This is a genomic window from Clostridium sp. Marseille-P2415 (assembly GCF_900155545.1).
Lineage (GTDB): Bacteria > Bacillota > Clostridia > Lachnospirales > Lachnospiraceae > Lacrimispora.
In genome coordinates, this window is the sequence record NZ_LT732526.1 from 3,790,336 (window position 1) to 3,807,464 (window position 17,129).

Genomic DNA, 17,129 nt, shown 5'->3' on the forward strand with positions numbered 1-17,129 from the left:
AAATCCATAAAAAGTATAGCTGAAAATGCAATAAATTCGGAAATATTACCGAATTATCCCATTAAACTAGAAACGAAAAACTGCCGCTCCATAAGCTGGAAGAGGATAGGCGAAGGAATATTCCTGACCATCCCATTCCACCTTTGCAGGACGGAAGGAAGGTGCCTTTTCCCCCCGTTTGTACAACCCGTGGCTCTCATCCAGAACAAGGGTATAGTTCCCCCGTTTTGGAACCCCGACCCGGTAATCCGGACGTTCTACCGGCGTGAAGCTTATAACAAACAGCAGGCTGTGCTTATGGTCTTCGCTGTAGCGGATGAAACTGAAAATGCTGCGTTCCCGGTCATTGGCATTGATCCAGAAAAAACCTTCCCAGTCATAATCCTTTTCATAAAGCGCCGGGTACTTCTTATACAGGTGCAGAAGATCGCGGACATAATCCTTAAGCCCCTTGCCTAAGGGTTCATCGGACAGATACCAGTCCAGAGCTGTCTTTTCATCCCACTCGTGGAACTGCCCAAAGTCCTGCCCCATAAACAGCAGTTTCTTGCCCGGGTGTCCCAGCATATATGTATATCCTGACTTTAAATTTGCAAATTTATCCTCTAAAAGCCCTGGCATTTTGTTTATCATGGAACATTTTAAATGCACCACCTCATCATGGGACAATACCAGTATATATTTCTCACTGGTAAAATATGAAAGTCCGAAGGTCATTTTATCGTGATTGTATTTGCGGAAATAAGGATCCAGCTTCATATATTCAAGAAAATCATGCATCCAACCCATGTTCCATTTAAAGGTAAACCCAAGACTTCCCTGCTCCGGATCACCGGTGACCCTGGGCCAGGCGGTGGATTCCTCTGCGATGACCATAGCCCCGTTTCCCCGTTTTTTTAAGACACTGTTTAAATGCTTAAAAAATTCAATGGCTTCCAGGTTCTCATTTCCCCCATTCCGGTTAGGGACCCAATCCCCATTGTTTCTGCCATAGTCCAGATAAAGCATGGAAGCTACTGCATCGACCCGCAATCCGTCGACATGGAATTTTTCAACCCAGTAAAGGGCATTGGCGATGAGAAAGTTATCCACCTCGTATTTACTGTAATCAAAGACCTTGGTCCCCCAGTCCGGATGCTCTCCTTTTCTGGGGTCCGCGTATTCATAGCAGGGTTCCCCGTCAAAGTCTGCCAGCCCATGGGCATCCCTTGGAAAATGGGCCGGAACCCAGTCCAATATGACCCCGATTCCCTTTCTGTGCATATAGTCAACAAAATACATAAACTCTTCCGGAGTCCCATAACGGGACGTCGGGGCAAAATAGCCGGTCACCTGGTAGCCCCAGGAGCCATCATAGGGATGTTCTGCAATTCCTAAAAGCTCGACATGGGTATACCCCATTTCCAGTATGTAATCTGCCAGTTCATGAGCGGCCTCGATATAAGTGTAAAAGCCATCTTTATTATCCCTGTTTTTCCTTCTCCAGGACCCCAGATGTACCTCATAGATGCTCACAGGTCCGTTCATAGGATCCCTATTCCTTTGCTTCTCCATCCACGGGAGGTCTTTCCATTTGAACCCGGATAAATCCGCTGTAACAGAAGCGGTCCCGGGTCGGTATTCCGCGTGAAAAGCATAGGGGTCCGCTTTAAAGAGAATCTTGCCGCTCTTTGTGGAAATGGCGAATTTATACAATTCTCCCACACCGACACCGGGAACAAACGCTTCCCAGATTCCCGAATCAGCAAGCAGAGTCATGGGATTGGCATCCGGATTCCAACCGTTAAAATCCCCTGCCACTCCAATCTGCTCTGCGTGAGGTGCCCAGACTGCGAAATACATCCCATCCCTTCCCTCGAATTTTTTCGGATGGGCTCCCAGTTTTTCGTAGATTTCGTAATGCCTGCCATTGTTGTAGAGGTACCGGTCCACCTCTGTGATAAAACCTGTTCCAATTTCCTTTCCGCTTTCTGTCATTTACTCACCCCTCCATAATCTTTTCTATAACGCTCCGGTCTTCGCCGTGATTGTACACAAACGCATAAAGCCGCAAACCAATGGATCCCAGCCTTGTACAATTTCAAAATAATTATGGTCATTATAATCGGAATAACTGCTTTTATGTAATTCATAGCTGGTGACGGAGTGAAGCATGGTTTCATGATCCGTCTGCCATCAGTGTCAAAGGTATCGGCAGGCAACCGTATGATATCAAATAAATATTGCCTTATAAGTGGATTAAAAAGACCGAGGCAAGGAAATTCAGAATATCCTTGCCGCGTATTGTTTCCCAAAGAATAGCCGGGAGAGCTGTTACTGCAGAAATCCTCACACCACCTGCTCATATACTTCTCCTCCAGCTTTTAGTATTTTATACCTCCCGGCTTTTAAAGCGGCGCAAGAGGAACTGATAACGCAGCTGTGCTGCGTTAAGTTCGTAGATATAACAATCGATAAGCGTCGGGTCAACCACTTGTTCAAAGTGGTTTCTGGCGGCATCGATGGCAGTTTTGGAACGCTCGATCTCACGTCTTAAATTCCGTTCCTCTTCTGATGGAGCCAGATGTTTTTTTAAAAGCACATTTTTCATTTTACCATCTCCAGATTTATAGTCTTATACCAAATGCTCTATAGAATTCAGTATATCTGGAAAATGCCACTTTATTCATAAATTACCTGTATAACTTTTAATATTTATGAAATCTGATTGAAAAAGCCCTGTAAATGTTGTCCAAGGGAACAAAGTTTTTTCGTGCTGTCACCAATGGTCAGATAATAATAATTGGCCGTTCCCTCCTGCCGGACATTTATAAGACCTGCCTCTTTTAGGATCTTTAAATGATGGGAGACCGCAGGACGGGATAAGCTGGTCTGCTCCGTGATTTCCTTAACATTCATTCCCTGTTTTTGCGGTGCAGGGCAGCCTTCGGTTATACCGGCTACATCGTTTCCCATGTCATCGTACAGGCCTGTACGTGCAAGAACCTCAATAATGGCCAGCCGGACTTCATCCCCCAGAGCGATAAAAAGCGGCATGCAATTCTGGAAAAGCTTGTGAAACTCTTCGGCTTCCACCGGTGAATTCCTCCTTTGGTTTAAAAAAATAAACTAATAATATCATATCATCCGAATCAGGGTAAGTCAATGTTTTACTGTAAAAACTTTGTGACATATGCTGCGAAAAACGTCGAAAACAATGGGAAAATGTATAAAATAACAAAAAGTGGAAGATGGAATATGGAAATGTCTCAGATACAATCGAAATGAATGTATACAATATTTCTTAAAAAAACTGTTGACATTCGCTCTTGTCTTGTGCATAATAAAGTCACATTCATGTATGCGTTCCGCGTACAGTCTATCAAATGATTTTTCAGAGAATTATGGATCTATGTTTCCATAATCTCAAAGCTGATATTCCAGCAAGAATTCCAGGATCAATTTTTTAAGGAAAGAGGGGGATTGTATCGTTCGATATTTTATTTTGCTGTTTATTTTAGGGGCGGGAGCCTATTATGATGTCCGGGAACACCGGATTCCCAACTGGTGGGTGCTCTTAGGAATGGTAACCGGCATTCTGCTTGGCATTCTCGAATCAGAAAGGTCTGCAGGAGGTGCAGTTTTTCTGGAAGTTTCATTCCGTTTCTTTCTGAGGTTTGCAGTTGTGGCTGCGGTTTTTTTCGCATTATTCGTGTGTCGGATGATTGGTGCCGGAGATATTAAGCTGGCCGGACTGATATGCGGTTATCTGGGGCTTAGGGCGGGTGCTCTGGCCGTTGGATTTGGTTTTCTTATCGGGGCTTTCTGGTCCTTTATCAAAATGGCAGTAAAAGGCAGCCTTCTAAAACGCCTTTCCTGTCTTCTGGCCTATATCAGGCGTGTATTCCATACTGGAAAACTTACAGCTTATTACAATCCTGTCCGGGATGGGTATGAAGTGGTAATACCCTTGGGCATATGTTTGTTTTTAGGAACATTCGTTTACATAATACTATTACAATAGAAAAAGGAGGTTCTGTTTTGGCAAAAAGAGTGATGGCGGTCTATGATGTGGATCCTTTGTATGCGGAGAGGTTCGCGGAATTTGTTAATCACAGGGAGCAGATTTCGTTTTCCGTTATGGCATTTACAACTTTGGAACGGCTGAAGGCTTATGCGGCGGACCATGGGATAGAGCTTTTACTTATCAATTCCTCCGTATCACAGGAGGAGATTGGTAAAATAGGGGCCTCCCGGGTGGTTACGCTGGCCGATGGAGAAGTAGTTCCTCTGGAAGAGCAGTATCCAAGCGTTTATAAATATCAGGCTGCAGATAACATTATGCGTGAGGTGATGGCCTGCTACTGTTCTGATCCGGAAGATTCGGGTTTTACCATGGTTTCAAAGGTGAGCCGGATAACCGGAATATATTCGCCTGTAAACCGGTGTTTAAAGACCTCTCTTGCCCTTACCATGGGGCAGCTGCTGGCCCGGGATTTAAAGGTGCTGTATTTAAATTTAGAGGATTGTTCCGGATTCGGACGTCTGATCGGAGAAGAATACAGAGGGGGCCTCTCAGAGCTTTTATATTATTACAGCCAGGATGGCTTTAGCTGGGTGCGGCTTGGTTCCATGGTCTATACCTGGGGAGACTTAGATTATGTACCGCCGGTGCGCTACCCTGAGGATCTCTGTCAGGTAACGGCACAGGCGATGGCGGACCTGGTGAGCTGTATAGCCAGAGAAAGCGCTTATGAAGTCCTCATCCTGGACCTGGGGCAGTTTGGTAAAAAAGCCACGGAAGTGTTGGAGATCTGTGATGTAGTATACATGCCGGTAAAGGATGACTGTGTATCAGCAGCGAAGGTAGAAGAATTTGAGGAATATCTGGTCTCCTCCGGTCATGAACCTCTTAAGAACCGGATTCAAAAGCTGAAGCTTCCTTATCACTGCAGTTTCGGGCGGAGAGACAACTATCTGGAACAGCTTTTATGGGGAGAATTGGGAGACTATACAAGGCAGCTATTAAGGAAGCAGCCATAGGGAGGAATGGTTATGGACGATGAGCAGCGGAGGAAGATGCGGGAAGAGATCATGAGAGAGCTGGATGAACAGCAGCAGGTTACGGATGAAGAGCTTTACACCATCATAGACCGGAGAATACTGGAATATGGGCAAGACAGCTTCCTGCCGTTAAAAGATAAGATTGAGCTTCGGGGCCGGCTTTTCGATTCTTTCCGTCGTCTGGGAGCCCTCCAGGTACTGGTGGATGACAGGGAAGTGTCTGAGATCATGGTAAATGGAGCAGACCGCATCTTTGTAGAGCGGAACGGACGTATGGAGCAGTGCGGTAAAACCTTTGACAGTCAGGAACAGCTGGAGGATACCATACAGCAGATCGTCAGCAGGGTAAACCGTACGGTAAATGTATCAAGGCCCATTGCGGATGCCAGGCTGCCCGATGGTTCCAGGGTACATGTAGTGCTGCCTCCCATTGCCTTAGATGGCCCTGCAGTTACCATACGGAAGTTTCCGGAGCCGATTACCATGGCAAAACTATTAAAGCTTGGTTCCGTTACAGAAGAAACGGCCGATTTTTTAAAATGCCTGGTAGAAGCAGGGTATAACATTTTTATCAGCGGAGGAACCAATTCAGGAAAAAGTACCTTTCTCAATGCACTGTCCGCTTATATACCGCGGGATGAACGGATTGTGACCATAGAGGATTCCGCAGAGCTTAAGATCGCTCATATCCCCAATCTGGTAAGGCTTGAGACACGGGGGGCCAATGGGGAGGGAGAAGGGGAGATAACCATCGGGGATTTAATTAAAGCGGCCTTGCGGATGAATCCAAGCAGAATAATAATTGGAGAGGTAAGAGGGAAAGAAGCGCTGGACATGATATCAGCGATGAATACAGGACATGACGGAAGCCTTAGCACCGGACATGGTAACAGCCCCAAAGACATGCTCTCCAGGCTGGAAACCATGGTACTGATGGGGGCAGATATCCCCCTGCCGGCGGTCCGCAGCCAGGTGGCGGCGGCAATTGATATTCTGATACATCTGGGACGTCTGAGAGACAAGAGCAGGCGGGTTCTGTCCATTGTGGAGGTAGTTGGCTATGAGAACGGAGAAATCAGGCTTAATCCATTATACCGGTTTGAGGAAGATTATGAAGACCGGGAGAGCGGGAAAAACGTGCGGGGAAGCCTTAAAAAGGTGGGGAACCTTCAAAACACCGAAAAGCTTAAAACCGCAGGCATTGAGATACGATGAATATATTTTGACACCAGTCCAGTGGTGCTTATACGGACTTCAGGGCCTGGCCATAGGAGGGCTCTTCGCATATGTCTTTTACCGCAGCATTGTAGCATTTCTGATATTCATTCCCTTAGGTTTTATTTTTCCCGTTATGAAAAGAAAAGAACTGAAAGAAAAGCGGCTTGAACAGCTGAATTTGGAATTCAAGGAAGGAATTCTATTATTATCCTCCTTTTTAAGTGCCGGGTACTCGGTAGAGAATTCATTTTCCGCTTCGGTCAGGGAATTGAATTTGCTGTATGGAGAGGAGGGACTGATTTCAAAGGAGTTCAGCCATATTGTAAGCCAGATCCGGATGAACCGTTCGGTGGAACAGGCACTTTCCGAATTTGCCGGCCGCAGCGGCCTTGATGATGTTAAAAATTTCACGGAGGTATTTGCTGCTGCAAAACGCAGCGGAGGAGAATTGGTTTCAGTCATCAGCCATACGGCGGATGTGATACGGGATAAAGTACAGGTAAGGCAGGAGATCCGAACTATGACAGCTTCGAAACAATTTGAACAAAAGATTATGAATATGATTCCATTTTTTATAGTTCTCTATATCGATATGACTTCACCAGGTTTTTTCGACATCATGTACAGCACAGGAATCGGGAAAATCCTCATGACCATATGCATGGCCATATACATAACCGCATTCGCGGCCGCAAAGAAGATCATGGAAATTGAGATATAGACAGGGAGGTAATATGTCGGAAAAAAGCATAAAAAAGCGGAAACTGCCTTTTACGAAGGCCCAGGCTGCCTGCGTGGCAGGAGGAATTATTTTGTATGCGGTGATGGAGCTGGCTCCCGGAGTGGGGGGGCAGGCATTGTATGAAGTGGAAGGACTGAAGCGGGCCGGACCGGGGCAGGGGGAGACCTCTTATGAAATCCAGGTGTCGGGACTTGACCGGGAGAATGGAAGCAGGAGGATAACGGTGGAGATACCTGTGAGAGAAAGGAAGTATTCGGATGAAGAGGCTAAGGATCTGTTTGAAAGGATCCAGCCTGAATTGAAAGAGCAGATGCTGGGGGAAAATGACACTCTGGAGGAGGTGAGAGTAAATTTAAATTTAAAAAGCAGCCTTAAAGACTATGGGTTTAAAATTACCTGGGAATCCGATAATCCCGAGCTGATCGATTCCTTTGGAACCGTTCATAATGAAGAGATTCCGGAAGAAGGGGAGTCTGTCTGGTTAAGCGCCAGAGTGACGGACGGGAGCCACGAGCGGAGATATGAGTATAAGGTAACCGTTTACCCGCCCATCCGTACTCCGGAAGAAAAGATAGCTGATGCCTTTAAAAAATGGGCCGGTAAAGCAGACCTTCAGCAGCAGACAGAGGACAGACTGTTGCTTCCGTCGGTGTATGACGGGCATAAGCTTTCTTATTGCCTGCCAAAGGAGGGGGATTACCGGATATTTCCCGTTCTTGGGATTTTGCTGGCAGTCCTGTTGCATGTGAAGGAAGGAGTTGATAAACAAAAACAGGCAAAGAAACGGGAACAGCAACTGCTTTTTGATTACTCTGAGGTAGTTTCCAAGCTTGTGGTCTACATAGGGGCAGGGCTTACGGTGCGGGGGGCATGGGAGAGGATTGCAGCAGGTTATGAAGAGGCTGTAAAACGTGGGAAAAGAAGCATACGCCCTGCCTATGAGGAGATGGTGAAAACCGTGGGGCAGCTTAGCAGCGGGCAGGCGGAAGGGCGGGCCTATAGCGAATTTGGGAGGCGCTGCGGCATACAATCTTATCTAAAGCTTTCCGCTCTTCTGGAGCAGAGCCAAAAAAATGGGAGCCGGCAGCTTCGTCCGGCTTTGGAGCTTGAGATGGTTTCTGCCTTTGAGCAGAGAAAAAACCTGGCGAAAAAGCTGGGAGAGGAGGCGGGGACCAAGCTTTTGCTTCCACTGCTTTTGATGCTGGGAGTGGTCATGGTCATGATTGTAGTTCCGGCGTTCCTTGCATTTTATTAGAAGGAGGTGAAACAATGGGAATATTTTTAAAAAGACAAGTGATGGATTTTATTAAGGAAGAAGATGGGGTAGGTGTCATTGAAGTCGTGTTGATTTTAGTGGTTTTAATAGGCCTTGTCATCATTTTTAAAAAACAGATAACAACGCTTCTTGAAAACATTTTCAAGGAAATTAACAGCCAGTCTAAAGAGGTGTACTAATGCGCAAAAGCGGTCAGATAACAGTGTTTTTCGCTCTGGTCCTTATGTGCATATTCAGTCTCATGTGCGGACTTTTAGAGTCCGCACGGACTGCCGGGGCCAGATATTACTTAAAGCTGGCAGCGGATTCCGCCATGGACTCTGTATTCAGCAGGTATCACAGAGAGGTCTGGGAGAAATACCGGCTCTTCCTTTTGGAATGTGGGGATGAAGAAGAACTTAAGAATACCTGGAAAGACTTTATGGAGCCCTATATGGAAAGCTCAGGCTGGTATTCCATGGATGTGGAAGACGCAGATATCATGCAGCTTTTTCGCATTACCGATCGCGGTGGAGACTATCTGAAACAGGAAATCCTTGACTATATGAAATACGGGGTCTTTGAGGACATTCCCGATGAGAGCGGGGCCGAAGTCCTGCTTCGGAATTTAAAGGAAGCGGGTGCTGTAAAAAAACTATCGGGAGCCTATAGCGGGCATACACGGGAAGCAGTCCGGCTGGAAAAGGCCTTGCAGGATATAAATGATTCTTTGAACAGGCAAAAAGATTACTGGCAGAACGCTTATGACAGGATAGGTGATTATGACGGTTCGGGATTTCGAAGAGAGGCGGCAGGGCTTGAGGATGAAATGGAGCGGATACCATCCCTGGTAAAGGCTTATGGAAAAAGGGCGGATGAACTGAAAAAGAGCCTGAAGGAAACAAATACTGAGCTGTCAGCGGTTCAGGGAGAGTTAAGCCAGGGAGTCCGTGAGGCCCTTGATGAGGACACCGCCTGCTATGAATCTTATGTAAATAAGGAAGGAGGGCGAAGGATGAAAATCGAAGCTCTGCCGGAAAAGATGATACAGATAAAACAGGTCATGGAACGGGCTGAGGAGCGTTCCTATGAGGTAGAGGAAATCATCTCGGACTGGGATGATGAAGATGATGAAGGCCCGGATGAGTCCGCATTGTGGGATTCCGTAAGGGAGATATGGTATGAGGCAGATATTCCGGTGCTCTCTTATTCCAGTGGTGTCAGAGATCCGGAAAAACAAAGGATTCTGGAACAGGTAGGGGACTTTGTACAAAAGGGGCTTTTAGACCTGGTCCTTCCGGAGGGGAGTGAAATATCCAAAGGGGTTTTGGATCATACTGATCTTCCTTCTGCTTCTTATGAAGAGGGACAGGGACAGACGGCCGGCCTCATGGACCGGATCTGGTTTCAGGAATATTGCGGCCGCTTTCTTACCTGTATTCTCTCGGAAGAAGATAAGGAGGTAAAGTATGAGTTAGAGTATCTGGTTTCAGGAAAAAACACAGATGAGGAAAACCTAAAGCAGGCAGTTGCGGATGTTCTGGCGGTCAGGGAAGGAATGAACTTAATTCATATCCTTTCGGACAGCCGGAAGCGGGAGGAAGCAAAAGCCCTTGCCGGCGTGATTACCGGTGTTGCAGGTTTGATTCCCCTTACCGGAGTTGTAGCATTTTTTGTAATGAGTATCTGGGCTTTGGGAGAAGCGGTTGTAGACGTAAGAATGCTTCTGGAAGGGAAAAAGGCAGTCTTCGTGAAATCAGGGGATACCTGGAATTTATCTCTGGATAACCTTCTGGAATTAGGAAGAACGGGAGTGTACGCCGGAGGAAAGGAGGATGAGAAAGGAATCGATTATACAGGTTACTTGAAACTTATTCTTTTTACAGGCAGGGCTGAGCGCCAATACTATCGCCTGATGGATATTATTCAGATGAATATATGCCGAAAGCAGGAAGATTTCCGCATGGTGCATTGCGTTTATCAGGCAGAAGTCCGGGGAACTGTGAAGTCAAGGCATATGTTCTTCGGAGGAAGTAACCCTTTCTATCCGGTGGAAGTCCGGACAGAGAAAGCTTATTAGGGGAAGGAGGCGGATGATGATGCCCTTTTTCAAGGAGTTTTTAAAGAAAGATGATAAAAAAAATGTTACTCTCCAGGTACAGATCCCCTTCATGAAACATAGATTCCTTGTAAAAAGGGTATTATCATCCGCCTCCGGCCTCCGGAGAAAGGGGAGTCTGACCATAGAGGCAGCCATAGTTCTGCCGCTTTTCCTGTTTTTTATGATAATTTTGATGCTGCCCATGCGATTGATGAATGAGGGAAGGCGTATTCAGACGGCCCTGGAAACGGAAGGCGAAGAGGTGAGCCAGTATGCTTACGTTATGGATCAGCTTAAACTGGGAGAAACGTTTAAAGCCGCCGGATCAGATGGTATCCCGGAGGAATTTCCGGAAGGTCTGACGGAGCAGGGGATTTTGCTCTATGTGAGAAAGCGAATGGAGGGGCGGGTGGATTTTAGATCGCTTGGATCGGTATCCTTTGCGCAGTCTTCTGTTTTAAGAGATGGAGAAACCATAGATTTGATCATGAATTACCAGGTGAAGCTCCCTTTTCCAGTCTTCGGATTGTACAGCATGCCCATGACAGCCAGAAGCTGCCGTAGGGCATGGATCGGCCGGGCTGGGGGAAATAAAAGAGGAGCCGGTGAAGAAGAGGAGCTGGTTTATGTCGGGAAGAGCAGCACCAGATATCACAGGAAGCGGACCTGCCATTATCTGTATAATGATATACAGCAGATTCCTTTTAAAGAATTGGAAAGCGCACGCAATACATCCGGAGGGAAGTACCGGCCTTGCAGCAGATGCGGCAGGTTTGCAGGGGAAAACAGCAGCGTTTACATCATGCCGGGAGGAGAACGGTATCACAGCGATCCATACTGCTCTTCCATCACCGCTTATGTAGAAGCCGTTCCTTTATCTCAAGTCCGTCATCTGGGAGCATGTTCTTATTGCTCACAATAGGGAGGTGGCTTTATGTTTGAAAACATAAACAGAATTGTATTTGGTATGTTTCTTTTGACCGCGGCCTGGCAGGATGGAAGAGAGAAAAGCATAAGCGTATGGCTTTTCGCAGCAGCAGGCATAGCGGGCACCTTTCTTTCTCTTTTGCAGGGGAGATTTGGAATAGAACGGTTGTTAAGCTGTCTGATCGGGGTTGTGCTCCTTTTTATCAGCCGCTTGACGGATGAGGCAATCGGTGCAGGAGATGGCTGCTTTTTTGTGGTCAGCGGTCTTTTTTTGAGTACGATTTTGAACCTTAAGCTATTGATCTACGGGACGTTCTTCAATGGACTTATATGCAGCGGAATTTACTTTTACTGCCGGGTGCGGGGAAAAGATATCAAAAAGAAATCAATACCGTTTCTGCCGGTCTTAGTTCCCGTATGGATCGGACTGGTGATGCTATGAAAGGAAAGCTGAGAGGAAGCTATACCATAGAAGCTGCCTTTGTTATGGCAATTGTCTTATGGGCCCTGTTATTTTCCATTCAGGCAGCATACCGCCTGCGTGATGAGGTTGTGGGAGCTTTGGCTCTGGAAGAGTCCGCGGAACGGCTCCGCCACAATGAAACGGAACAACCGGAAGATGCGGCTTTGTGGGCGTCTCGAAGGGCCGGCCGGCCTTTTTCATGGAAACAATATGAGTTTCAGGTTCGTTTATCCGGCGCCTCTGTAACAGGAAAGAAAGTGAAAGCAATGGGAGCGGGCGGAAGCTGGAAGCTTGAACTGGAACGGAGTGTGTTTGACCCGGAAAATTTTTTACGGCTGTTATCTCTGATCAATCAGGAGGAATGAGTTGAAGATTACATACAGGCGGGAAATGAAACATAATTATCTGATAATAGAACCGGATGAAGCCGGTTATGACAGCTATGAGATGTATATGATGGCTGCCAACGGGATAGAGGGGCTGCTGAAATTTCGTATAAAATTGGTGGATAACCGTAAATATTATTACTATGAAATTACATCTAAGCAGCCACTTAACCGGGTTTTGGAATTTCACAGCCTGGGGCAAGAGGAACTGAAAAAGCTAATTGGTGGAATTGCACAGACCTTGGGGCGGCTGGAGATTTATCTGTTACAGGAAAAACAGATTCTTCTGGAACCCGAATATATTTATGTAGAACCGGAGAGATTTACGGTTTTTCTTTGCCTTGTGCCCGGAAGGCAGGGCGGATTTCCGGAGGAGATGACCGGATTATTACGGTATCTTCTGGGGAAGATTAACCATCAGGATAAGGAATGTGTGGTAATGGCATATGGGCTGTATCAGGAAAGTCTGAAAGAAAATTACGGGGTGAATGATTTGCTTGAGGTCATTGGAAAGAATTCTGCGAACACAGAAAAAAATGATGACAAAACACGGAAGCTGGAGGATGACCGTGAGCTGGAAGGCAGCCATGCCGCAGATATGCCTTATCCCTTCCGGAAAGAAATGGATGAGAAGGGCCCTGATCCCGTCTGGGATGAAAAAAAGAAGGTATCAGAATTATCCTGTATTGGGCGGATGGCCCTTACTTCGATTTCGATTCTGTTCGGGGCTTCGGCCGTATTGTGGCTGAGTTTTGGTATGGGAGGGATCCGGAAATTCTGGTATGTAATCGCAGCAGCCGGGGTCCTATCCGTTTTTGCGGTCCGGATAGGTTCGGGAAAGGGATCACGGCTGCAAAAGGAACCGATTCAAATCCATAAAAAGGAGGAATGCCATGAATGGCAGATGACATTTGAGGATGGGATAAATGAGAAAGAACCGGAGGCAGAAGAAGAGGAGATTCTTCAGACGGTTCTTCTAACGGATACAGCGGAAGATAAAAATATCAGATATCTGCGTGCGGTTGGGCCGGATATGGAAGATATTGCTATCACGTACGTTCCGTTTTTAATCGGGAAACAGGAAGGGCTGGTGGATTATGTCCTGGACAGAGAAGCAATAAGCAGGATTCATGCCAGAATAGACAGAGAGGGTGAGGAGTATCGGGTCAGCGATTTAAATTCCACTAACGGGACGACTGTAAACGGGAGGATACTGGAAACAAATGAGACTGTTGCATTAAAAAAGGGAGATGAAGTTTTTATCGCAAATTTCGCGTTTATATTTACATAATCTGTCAGTTTGTGCTAAAATAAACATATTATTTGTGAAGGAGAGCGGTAATGGAGGACTTAAAAAGGCAAAAAAAGGCATATGTGAATATCGGTTTAATCGCTGTAAATGTCATCTATTTTCTTTATTTAGAAATGACAGGTTCTACCGATAATACGAAATTCATGGTGTCCCATGGAGCCATGTATGCTCCTCTCGTTTTTGAAGGAAGGGAATATTTCCGGCTGCTTACTTCGATTTTTATGCATTTTGGCATTAATCACATTATGAATAATATGCTCATTTTGTTTATTTTGGGAGATAATCTGGAGAGAGCTTTGGGGCATATAAAGTACCTGTTTTTCTACCTGTTTTGTGGAGTGGGTGCCAATGTGGTATCTATGATGGTGAACCTGGGAGAATACCGGAATGTAGTCTCAGCAGGTGCCTCAGGTGCCATATTCGGCGTGATTGGCGGTCTTTTGTATGCGGTAGCCATCAATCGTGGCCAACTGGAGGATTTAAGTACACGGCAGCTGGTTGTTATTATTGCATGTTCCCTGTATTTTGGGTTTACCAGCACAGGTGTAGATAATACTGCACATATTGCGGGGCTGCTTATTGGTATTGTAATGGGAGTTCTCCTGTACCGTAAGCCGAAGAAGCGCCGCAATATGGAAATATGGGGATAATCTATTTGGAAGGAGGTGAGCGTGTGAGAGAAGATGATTGTATTTTCTGCAAAATAGCAAATGGCGAGATACCTTCTGAGACATTATACGAGGATGATACATTTCGTGTAATTATGGATTTAGGACCAGCTTCCAAAGGGCATGCCCTGATTCTTCCAAAACAGCATTACAGAGACATCTGTGAGCTTGATGGAGAAACAGCAGCGAAGGTCCTTCCATTAGCAGCTAAAGTTGGGGACGCCATGAAAAAGTCATTAGGCTGCGCCGGATTTAATGTTGTGCAGAATAATGGGAAAGAAGCAGGCCAGACGGTTTTTCATTTTCACGTGCATTTAATTCCTCGTTATGAGGGAGGCCCTGTTATGGTTTCATGGGTGCCGGGTAAAGCAAGTCCGGAAGAATTAACACAGACAGGAGCCGCTATAAGGAGCGCCCTGTAATCAGAGGGGCATAATAAATGAGCATACATGAAGATGAAAATTTGCTGCTGCAGTCCATATATGGAGAATACCAGGGACTGCTCCGCCGGATAGCGAAAACACTCAATGTACCAGATATGGAACTGGATGATGTGGTACAGGAAACTTTTATTGCATATTTTGAGAATTATTCATTATCATGGACAGAAACACGAAAGAAAAGCATGCTGATTAAGATTTTAAAGCGCAAATCCATTGACTGCCTTCGTAAAAACGGCCATTATGAAAAAGTGAGCTTAGATGAGGAAGACGCAGTAAATGAAGTGGCGATGCTGGCGAGATTTGTGGTTACTGATCCTTTGGATGTAATCCTTGGAGAAGAGGCACTTTTAAGAATAACCAAGGAAATTTCCAATATGAGGGAGGAGTGGAAGGAAATGGCTGTTCTTTATTTTCTGGAGCAGCTTACGATCCCTGAAATTTGTGAAATGTTGGAGATTCCGGGAACAGTGTGCCGTTCCCGGATATATCGGACAAGAGTTTGCTTAAAAAAGATTCTTGGTCCTAATTATGATATTTAATAAGATTAACCGTGAACCAGAGATTCGATCATATCAATGATGGTATCAACTGCATTCAGCAGTTCGCTTTGCTCCATTTTTGAGATAAAGATCTGACGGTTCGCAAATGTTTCGGTGATGGCCTGTAAGAGGGAATCCCCGGATAAGTTTTCTTCTTCCAGAAGACAGCTGAATCCTTGTTTTGCAAAGGATCTGGCGTTTAAAATCTGATCTCCTCTGCTGGCAGCAGCGGAAAGCGGAATCAGGATATTTGGTTTTCTAAGCGCAAGAATTTCACAGATGGAGTTCGCTCCAGCCCTGGAAATCATAAGATCAGCAGCAGCAAAAAGATGTTTTAAAGGGGCATCAACATATTCGTATTGTACATATCCTTCGGTACCTATGAGGCTTTCATCCAGATTGCCCTTACCGCAGATATGTATTACCTGGTAGTTTTTGAGCAGTTTCGGGAGGATGCCCCGTACAGCAGTATTGACTGTAACGGAACCGAGACTGCCGCCGATAATCAGGATAACAGGTCGGTTTGCAGATAATTGTGCATATTTTAATCCGGTCAGCCGGTCGCCTTTTAAAAGTTCTTTCCTTATGGGAGAGCCCGTGAGTACAGCCTTATCTTTTGGAAGGTAGGCCAGTGTTTCCGGAAAGTTGCAGCACACATTCGCAGCTGCCGGGATACATAGCTTATTGGCAAGTCCGGGAGTCATATCCGATTCGTGTATGATAACAGGGACTTTGCGGTGTTTTGCGGCTAATACCACAGGAACGGCTACAAAACCTCCTTTTGAGAATACCACATCCGGCTTGTAATTTTTTATCAGCTTTAAAGCCTCCCCATATCCTTTTAATACACGGAATGGGTCAGAAAAATTTTTTAAGTCAAAGTACCGGCGGAATTTTCCGGAAGATATGCCGTTGTAGGGGATACCAGCTCCTTCAATGAGTTTCCGTTCGATTCCCTGGTACGAGCCTATATAGTGAATATCGTAGTTCCGCTCTTTTAAAGAGGGAATCAGAGCCAGGTTTGGAGTAACATGGCCAGCAGTACCGCCGCCGGTTAAGATGATTTTTTTCATAAAACGTTGCCTCCCAAATTCGATATACTATTATAGTAAACGTTAGCGATAAAAAGTCAACCCCAAAGCTTGTGGGAAGTTTAGGATAACTTGTATTTAAGAGGTGTAGTCGTGGAGCAGGAGAGAAACCGTGAAAAAAAATGTTCCATTTTAAAACGGATAAAATATTATGCGGAGTCGCAGGAAAAATTAGAGGCCCATTTGCTTGATTATATGCAGAAACACCCGGAATTAACACCTGAGCCGCCATCCCCTCCTCCGGGGGAATTTCAGAAGATAATGGCGGAGCTTGACAAACGTGGATCAAGGACGGTTGTAAGGAGGCAGCTAAGGACATTGCATTATGGTCACAGACTTGTTAATTTTCTGCAAAAGCCATTGATGATCATAATGGTGTTGTTGGTAATCATAACGGTGTCATCAATTGGGATGTCAGCAAGGAAGGCTTACGATTACCGAATGAGAGTCCGTAAGGCAGGGGAGATCGGAATTATCTGGAATAATAACCCATATGTGCCGGTCAAAGTGGAAAAGATATCCGATGCATATGAAGTAATAAAAGAAAATCTTGACATTAAGCCATTAATGATAGATGAAATGCCGCTTGAAATGGGGTTTTATGGAATGGATATTGAAGGCGGAAGCGCAACGATAAAATTTTCATATAACGGTCAGGACGTTTATTTCATTCAGGCTAAAAATCTGATTTCTTCTTCCATTAATATTATTTCGGGTAAAGCTGTATTTAAAAGTGTTTACAACGGAATCATAGATAAGGATTTTAATATTGAAAAAAATGATTTGCCTGACGGAACCGCGGAATATAGCACGGGTATTGTAATGAATGGAGCATATTATTATTTGTCTGCTATCATGCCGGAACAGGATTTCGAAGCTATTGTTAAGAAACTGCACTATTATGAAGACGATAAATAGAATGAATGCTTCCGCCCGTAGCG

The 17,129-nt window shown here is 45.5% G+C and carries 19 protein-coding genes; 15 read left to right on the forward strand and 4 right to left on the reverse strand.

Going from position 1 to position 17,129, the window contains the following annotated elements; all coding sequences use genetic code 11:
- Positions 1–66: 66 nt before the first annotated feature.
- From glgB to BQ9856_RS22285, 3 genes are all read right to left on the reverse strand, one after another.
- On the reverse strand, positions 67–1,977 hold the full coding sequence (gene glgB, locus BQ9856_RS22270) for a 1,4-alpha-glucan branching protein GlgB (RefSeq protein ID WP_077612963.1): 1,911 nt from the start codon (positions 1,975–1,977) through the stop codon (positions 67–69).
- 394 nt (positions 1,978–2,371) lie between these two features.
- Positions 2,372–2,590, reverse strand: a complete 219-nt coding sequence (locus BQ9856_RS22280) for a YaaL family protein (RefSeq protein ID WP_077612965.1) — start codon at positions 2,588–2,590, stop codon at positions 2,372–2,374.
- Positions 2,591–2,694: 104 nt separating this feature from the next.
- Positions 2,695–3,075 carry an ArsR/SmtB family transcription factor gene (locus BQ9856_RS22285; protein ID WP_442855559.1) on the reverse strand — a complete coding sequence of 127 codons (381 nt, stop codon included), beginning with the start codon at positions 3,073–3,075 and terminating at the stop codon, positions 2,695–2,697.
- Between the two features lie 409 nt (positions 3,076–3,484).
- On the opposite strand from BQ9856_RS22285, the gene BQ9856_RS22290 reads away from it, so the two are divergent.
- The 14 genes from BQ9856_RS22290 to BQ9856_RS22355 all read left to right on the forward strand — a co-directional run bounded on the left by BQ9856_RS22290 (position 3,485) and on the right by BQ9856_RS22355 (position 15,097).
- Entirely contained in the window at positions 3,485–4,003 is a 519-nt protein-coding gene (locus BQ9856_RS22290) for a prepilin peptidase (protein WP_235839285.1), read from the forward strand.
- A gap of 17 nt (positions 4,004–4,020) precedes the next feature.
- Positions 4,021–5,022, forward strand: a complete 1,002-nt coding sequence (locus BQ9856_RS22295) for a hypothetical protein (RefSeq protein WP_442855560.1) — start codon at positions 4,021–4,023, stop codon at positions 5,020–5,022.
- A 12-nt stretch (positions 5,023–5,034) separates the two neighbouring features.
- Entirely contained in the window at positions 5,035–6,258 is a 1,224-nt protein-coding gene (locus tag BQ9856_RS22300; RefSeq protein WP_442855561.1) for a CpaF family protein, read from the forward strand.
- A 136-nt stretch (positions 6,259–6,394) separates the two neighbouring features.
- A complete protein-coding gene (locus BQ9856_RS22305; RefSeq protein WP_328587261.1) occupies positions 6,395–6,982 on the forward strand; it encodes a type II secretion system F family protein in 588 nt (195 codons plus the stop codon).
- Between the two features lie 13 nt (positions 6,983–6,995).
- Complete coding sequence (locus BQ9856_RS22310) at positions 6,996–8,258, forward strand: immunoglobulin-like domain-containing protein (protein WP_077612969.1); 1,263 nt, start codon at positions 6,996–6,998, stop codon at positions 8,256–8,258.
- Between the two features lie 14 nt (positions 8,259–8,272).
- Positions 8,273–8,458 (forward strand): Flp1 family type IVb pilin, encoded by a 186-nt coding sequence (locus BQ9856_RS22315; protein WP_442855562.1) that lies wholly within the window; start codon positions 8,273–8,275, stop codon positions 8,456–8,458.
- On the forward strand, positions 8,458–10,338 hold the full coding sequence (locus tag BQ9856_RS22320; protein ID WP_077612970.1) for a DUF5702 domain-containing protein: 1,881 nt from the start codon (positions 8,458–8,460) through the stop codon (positions 10,336–10,338). Before BQ9856_RS22315 ends, BQ9856_RS22320 begins: the two co-directional genes overlap by 1 nt.
- Before the next feature lie 13 nt (positions 10,339–10,351).
- Positions 10,352–11,281, forward strand: a complete 930-nt coding sequence (locus BQ9856_RS22325; protein ID WP_235839286.1) for a TadE/TadG family type IV pilus assembly protein — start codon at positions 10,352–10,354, stop codon at positions 11,279–11,281.
- Positions 11,282–11,293: 12 nt separating this feature from the next.
- Positions 11,294–11,728: a prepilin peptidase gene (locus BQ9856_RS22330; RefSeq protein WP_077612971.1), complete on the forward strand. Its 435-nt coding sequence runs from the start codon at positions 11,294–11,296 to the stop codon at positions 11,726–11,728.
- Positions 11,725–12,114: a hypothetical protein gene (locus BQ9856_RS22335; RefSeq protein ID WP_077612972.1), complete on the forward strand. Its 390-nt coding sequence runs from the start codon at positions 11,725–11,727 to the stop codon at positions 12,112–12,114. Before BQ9856_RS22330 ends, BQ9856_RS22335 begins: the two co-directional genes overlap by 4 nt.
- Before the next feature lies 1 nt (position 12,115).
- Positions 12,116–13,426, forward strand: coding sequence for a DUF6382 domain-containing protein (locus BQ9856_RS22340; RefSeq protein ID WP_077612973.1), 1,311 nt, complete (start codon positions 12,116–12,118; stop codon positions 13,424–13,426).
- Between the two features lie 50 nt (positions 13,427–13,476).
- Entirely contained in the window at positions 13,477–14,097 is a 621-nt protein-coding gene (locus tag BQ9856_RS22345; RefSeq protein WP_077612974.1) for a rhomboid family intramembrane serine protease, read from the forward strand.
- A 23-nt stretch (positions 14,098–14,120) separates the two neighbouring features.
- Positions 14,121–14,537, forward strand: coding sequence for an HIT family protein (locus tag BQ9856_RS22350; protein WP_077612975.1), 417 nt, complete (start codon positions 14,121–14,123; stop codon positions 14,535–14,537).
- A 17-nt stretch (positions 14,538–14,554) separates the two neighbouring features.
- Positions 14,555–15,097: an RNA polymerase sigma factor gene (locus BQ9856_RS22355; RefSeq protein WP_077612976.1), complete on the forward strand. Its 543-nt coding sequence runs from the start codon at positions 14,555–14,557 to the stop codon at positions 15,095–15,097.
- A 5-nt stretch (positions 15,098–15,102) separates the two neighbouring features.
- Here BQ9856_RS22355 and BQ9856_RS22360 read toward each other — a convergent pair whose 3' ends face one another.
- On the reverse strand, positions 15,103–16,170 hold the full coding sequence (locus tag BQ9856_RS22360) for an undecaprenyldiphospho-muramoylpentapeptide beta-N-acetylglucosaminyltransferase (RefSeq protein WP_077612977.1): 1,068 nt from the start codon (positions 16,168–16,170) through the stop codon (positions 15,103–15,105).
- A 201-nt stretch (positions 16,171–16,371) separates the two neighbouring features.
- On the opposite strand from BQ9856_RS22360, the gene BQ9856_RS24960 reads away from it, so the two are divergent.
- Complete coding sequence (locus BQ9856_RS24960; RefSeq protein ID WP_200801341.1) at positions 16,372–17,106, forward strand: glucosamine-6-phosphate deaminase; 735 nt, start codon at positions 16,372–16,374, stop codon at positions 17,104–17,106.
- Positions 17,107–17,129 lie beyond the last annotated feature (23 nt).

What these genes read in the sequence shown, in the direction of transcription:
- BQ9856_RS22330 (WP_077612971.1), top strand. Translation starts at nt 11,294, where the DNA reads ATGTTTGAAAACATAAACAGAATTGTATTTGGTATGTTTCTTTTGACC.
- BQ9856_RS22325 (WP_235839286.1), top strand. Translation starts at nt 10,352, where the DNA reads ATGATGATGCCCTTTTTCAAGGAGTTTTTAAAGAAAGATGATAAAAAA.
- glgB (WP_077612963.1), bottom strand. Translation starts at nt 1,977, where the DNA reads ATGACAGAAAGCGGAAAGGAAATTGGAACAGGTTTTATCACAGAGGTG.
- BQ9856_RS22310 (WP_077612969.1), top strand. Translation starts at nt 6,996, where the DNA reads ATGTCGGAAAAAAGCATAAAAAAGCGGAAACTGCCTTTTACGAAGGCC.
- BQ9856_RS22355 (WP_077612976.1), top strand. Translation starts at nt 14,555, where the DNA reads ATGAGCATACATGAAGATGAAAATTTGCTGCTGCAGTCCATATATGGA.
- BQ9856_RS22345 (WP_077612974.1), top strand. Translation starts at nt 13,477, where the DNA reads ATGGAGGACTTAAAAAGGCAAAAAAAGGCATATGTGAATATCGGTTTA.
- BQ9856_RS22320 (WP_077612970.1), top strand. Translation starts at nt 8,458, where the DNA reads ATGCGCAAAAGCGGTCAGATAACAGTGTTTTTCGCTCTGGTCCTTATG.
- BQ9856_RS22315 (WP_442855562.1), top strand. Translation starts at nt 8,273, where the DNA reads ATGGGAATATTTTTAAAAAGACAAGTGATGGATTTTATTAAGGAAGAA.
- BQ9856_RS22305 (WP_328587261.1), top strand. Translation starts at nt 6,395, where the DNA reads ATGAAAAGAAAAGAACTGAAAGAAAAGCGGCTTGAACAGCTGAATTTG.
- BQ9856_RS22280 (WP_077612965.1), bottom strand. Translation starts at nt 2,590, where the DNA reads ATGAAAAATGTGCTTTTAAAAAAACATCTGGCTCCATCAGAAGAGGAA.
- BQ9856_RS22335 (WP_077612972.1), top strand. Translation starts at nt 11,725, where the DNA reads ATGAAAGGAAAGCTGAGAGGAAGCTATACCATAGAAGCTGCCTTTGTT.
- BQ9856_RS22360 (WP_077612977.1), bottom strand. Translation starts at nt 16,170, where the DNA reads ATGAAAAAAATCATCTTAACCGGCGGCGGTACTGCTGGCCATGTTACT.
- BQ9856_RS22300 (WP_442855561.1), top strand. Translation starts at nt 5,035, where the DNA reads ATGGACGATGAGCAGCGGAGGAAGATGCGGGAAGAGATCATGAGAGAG.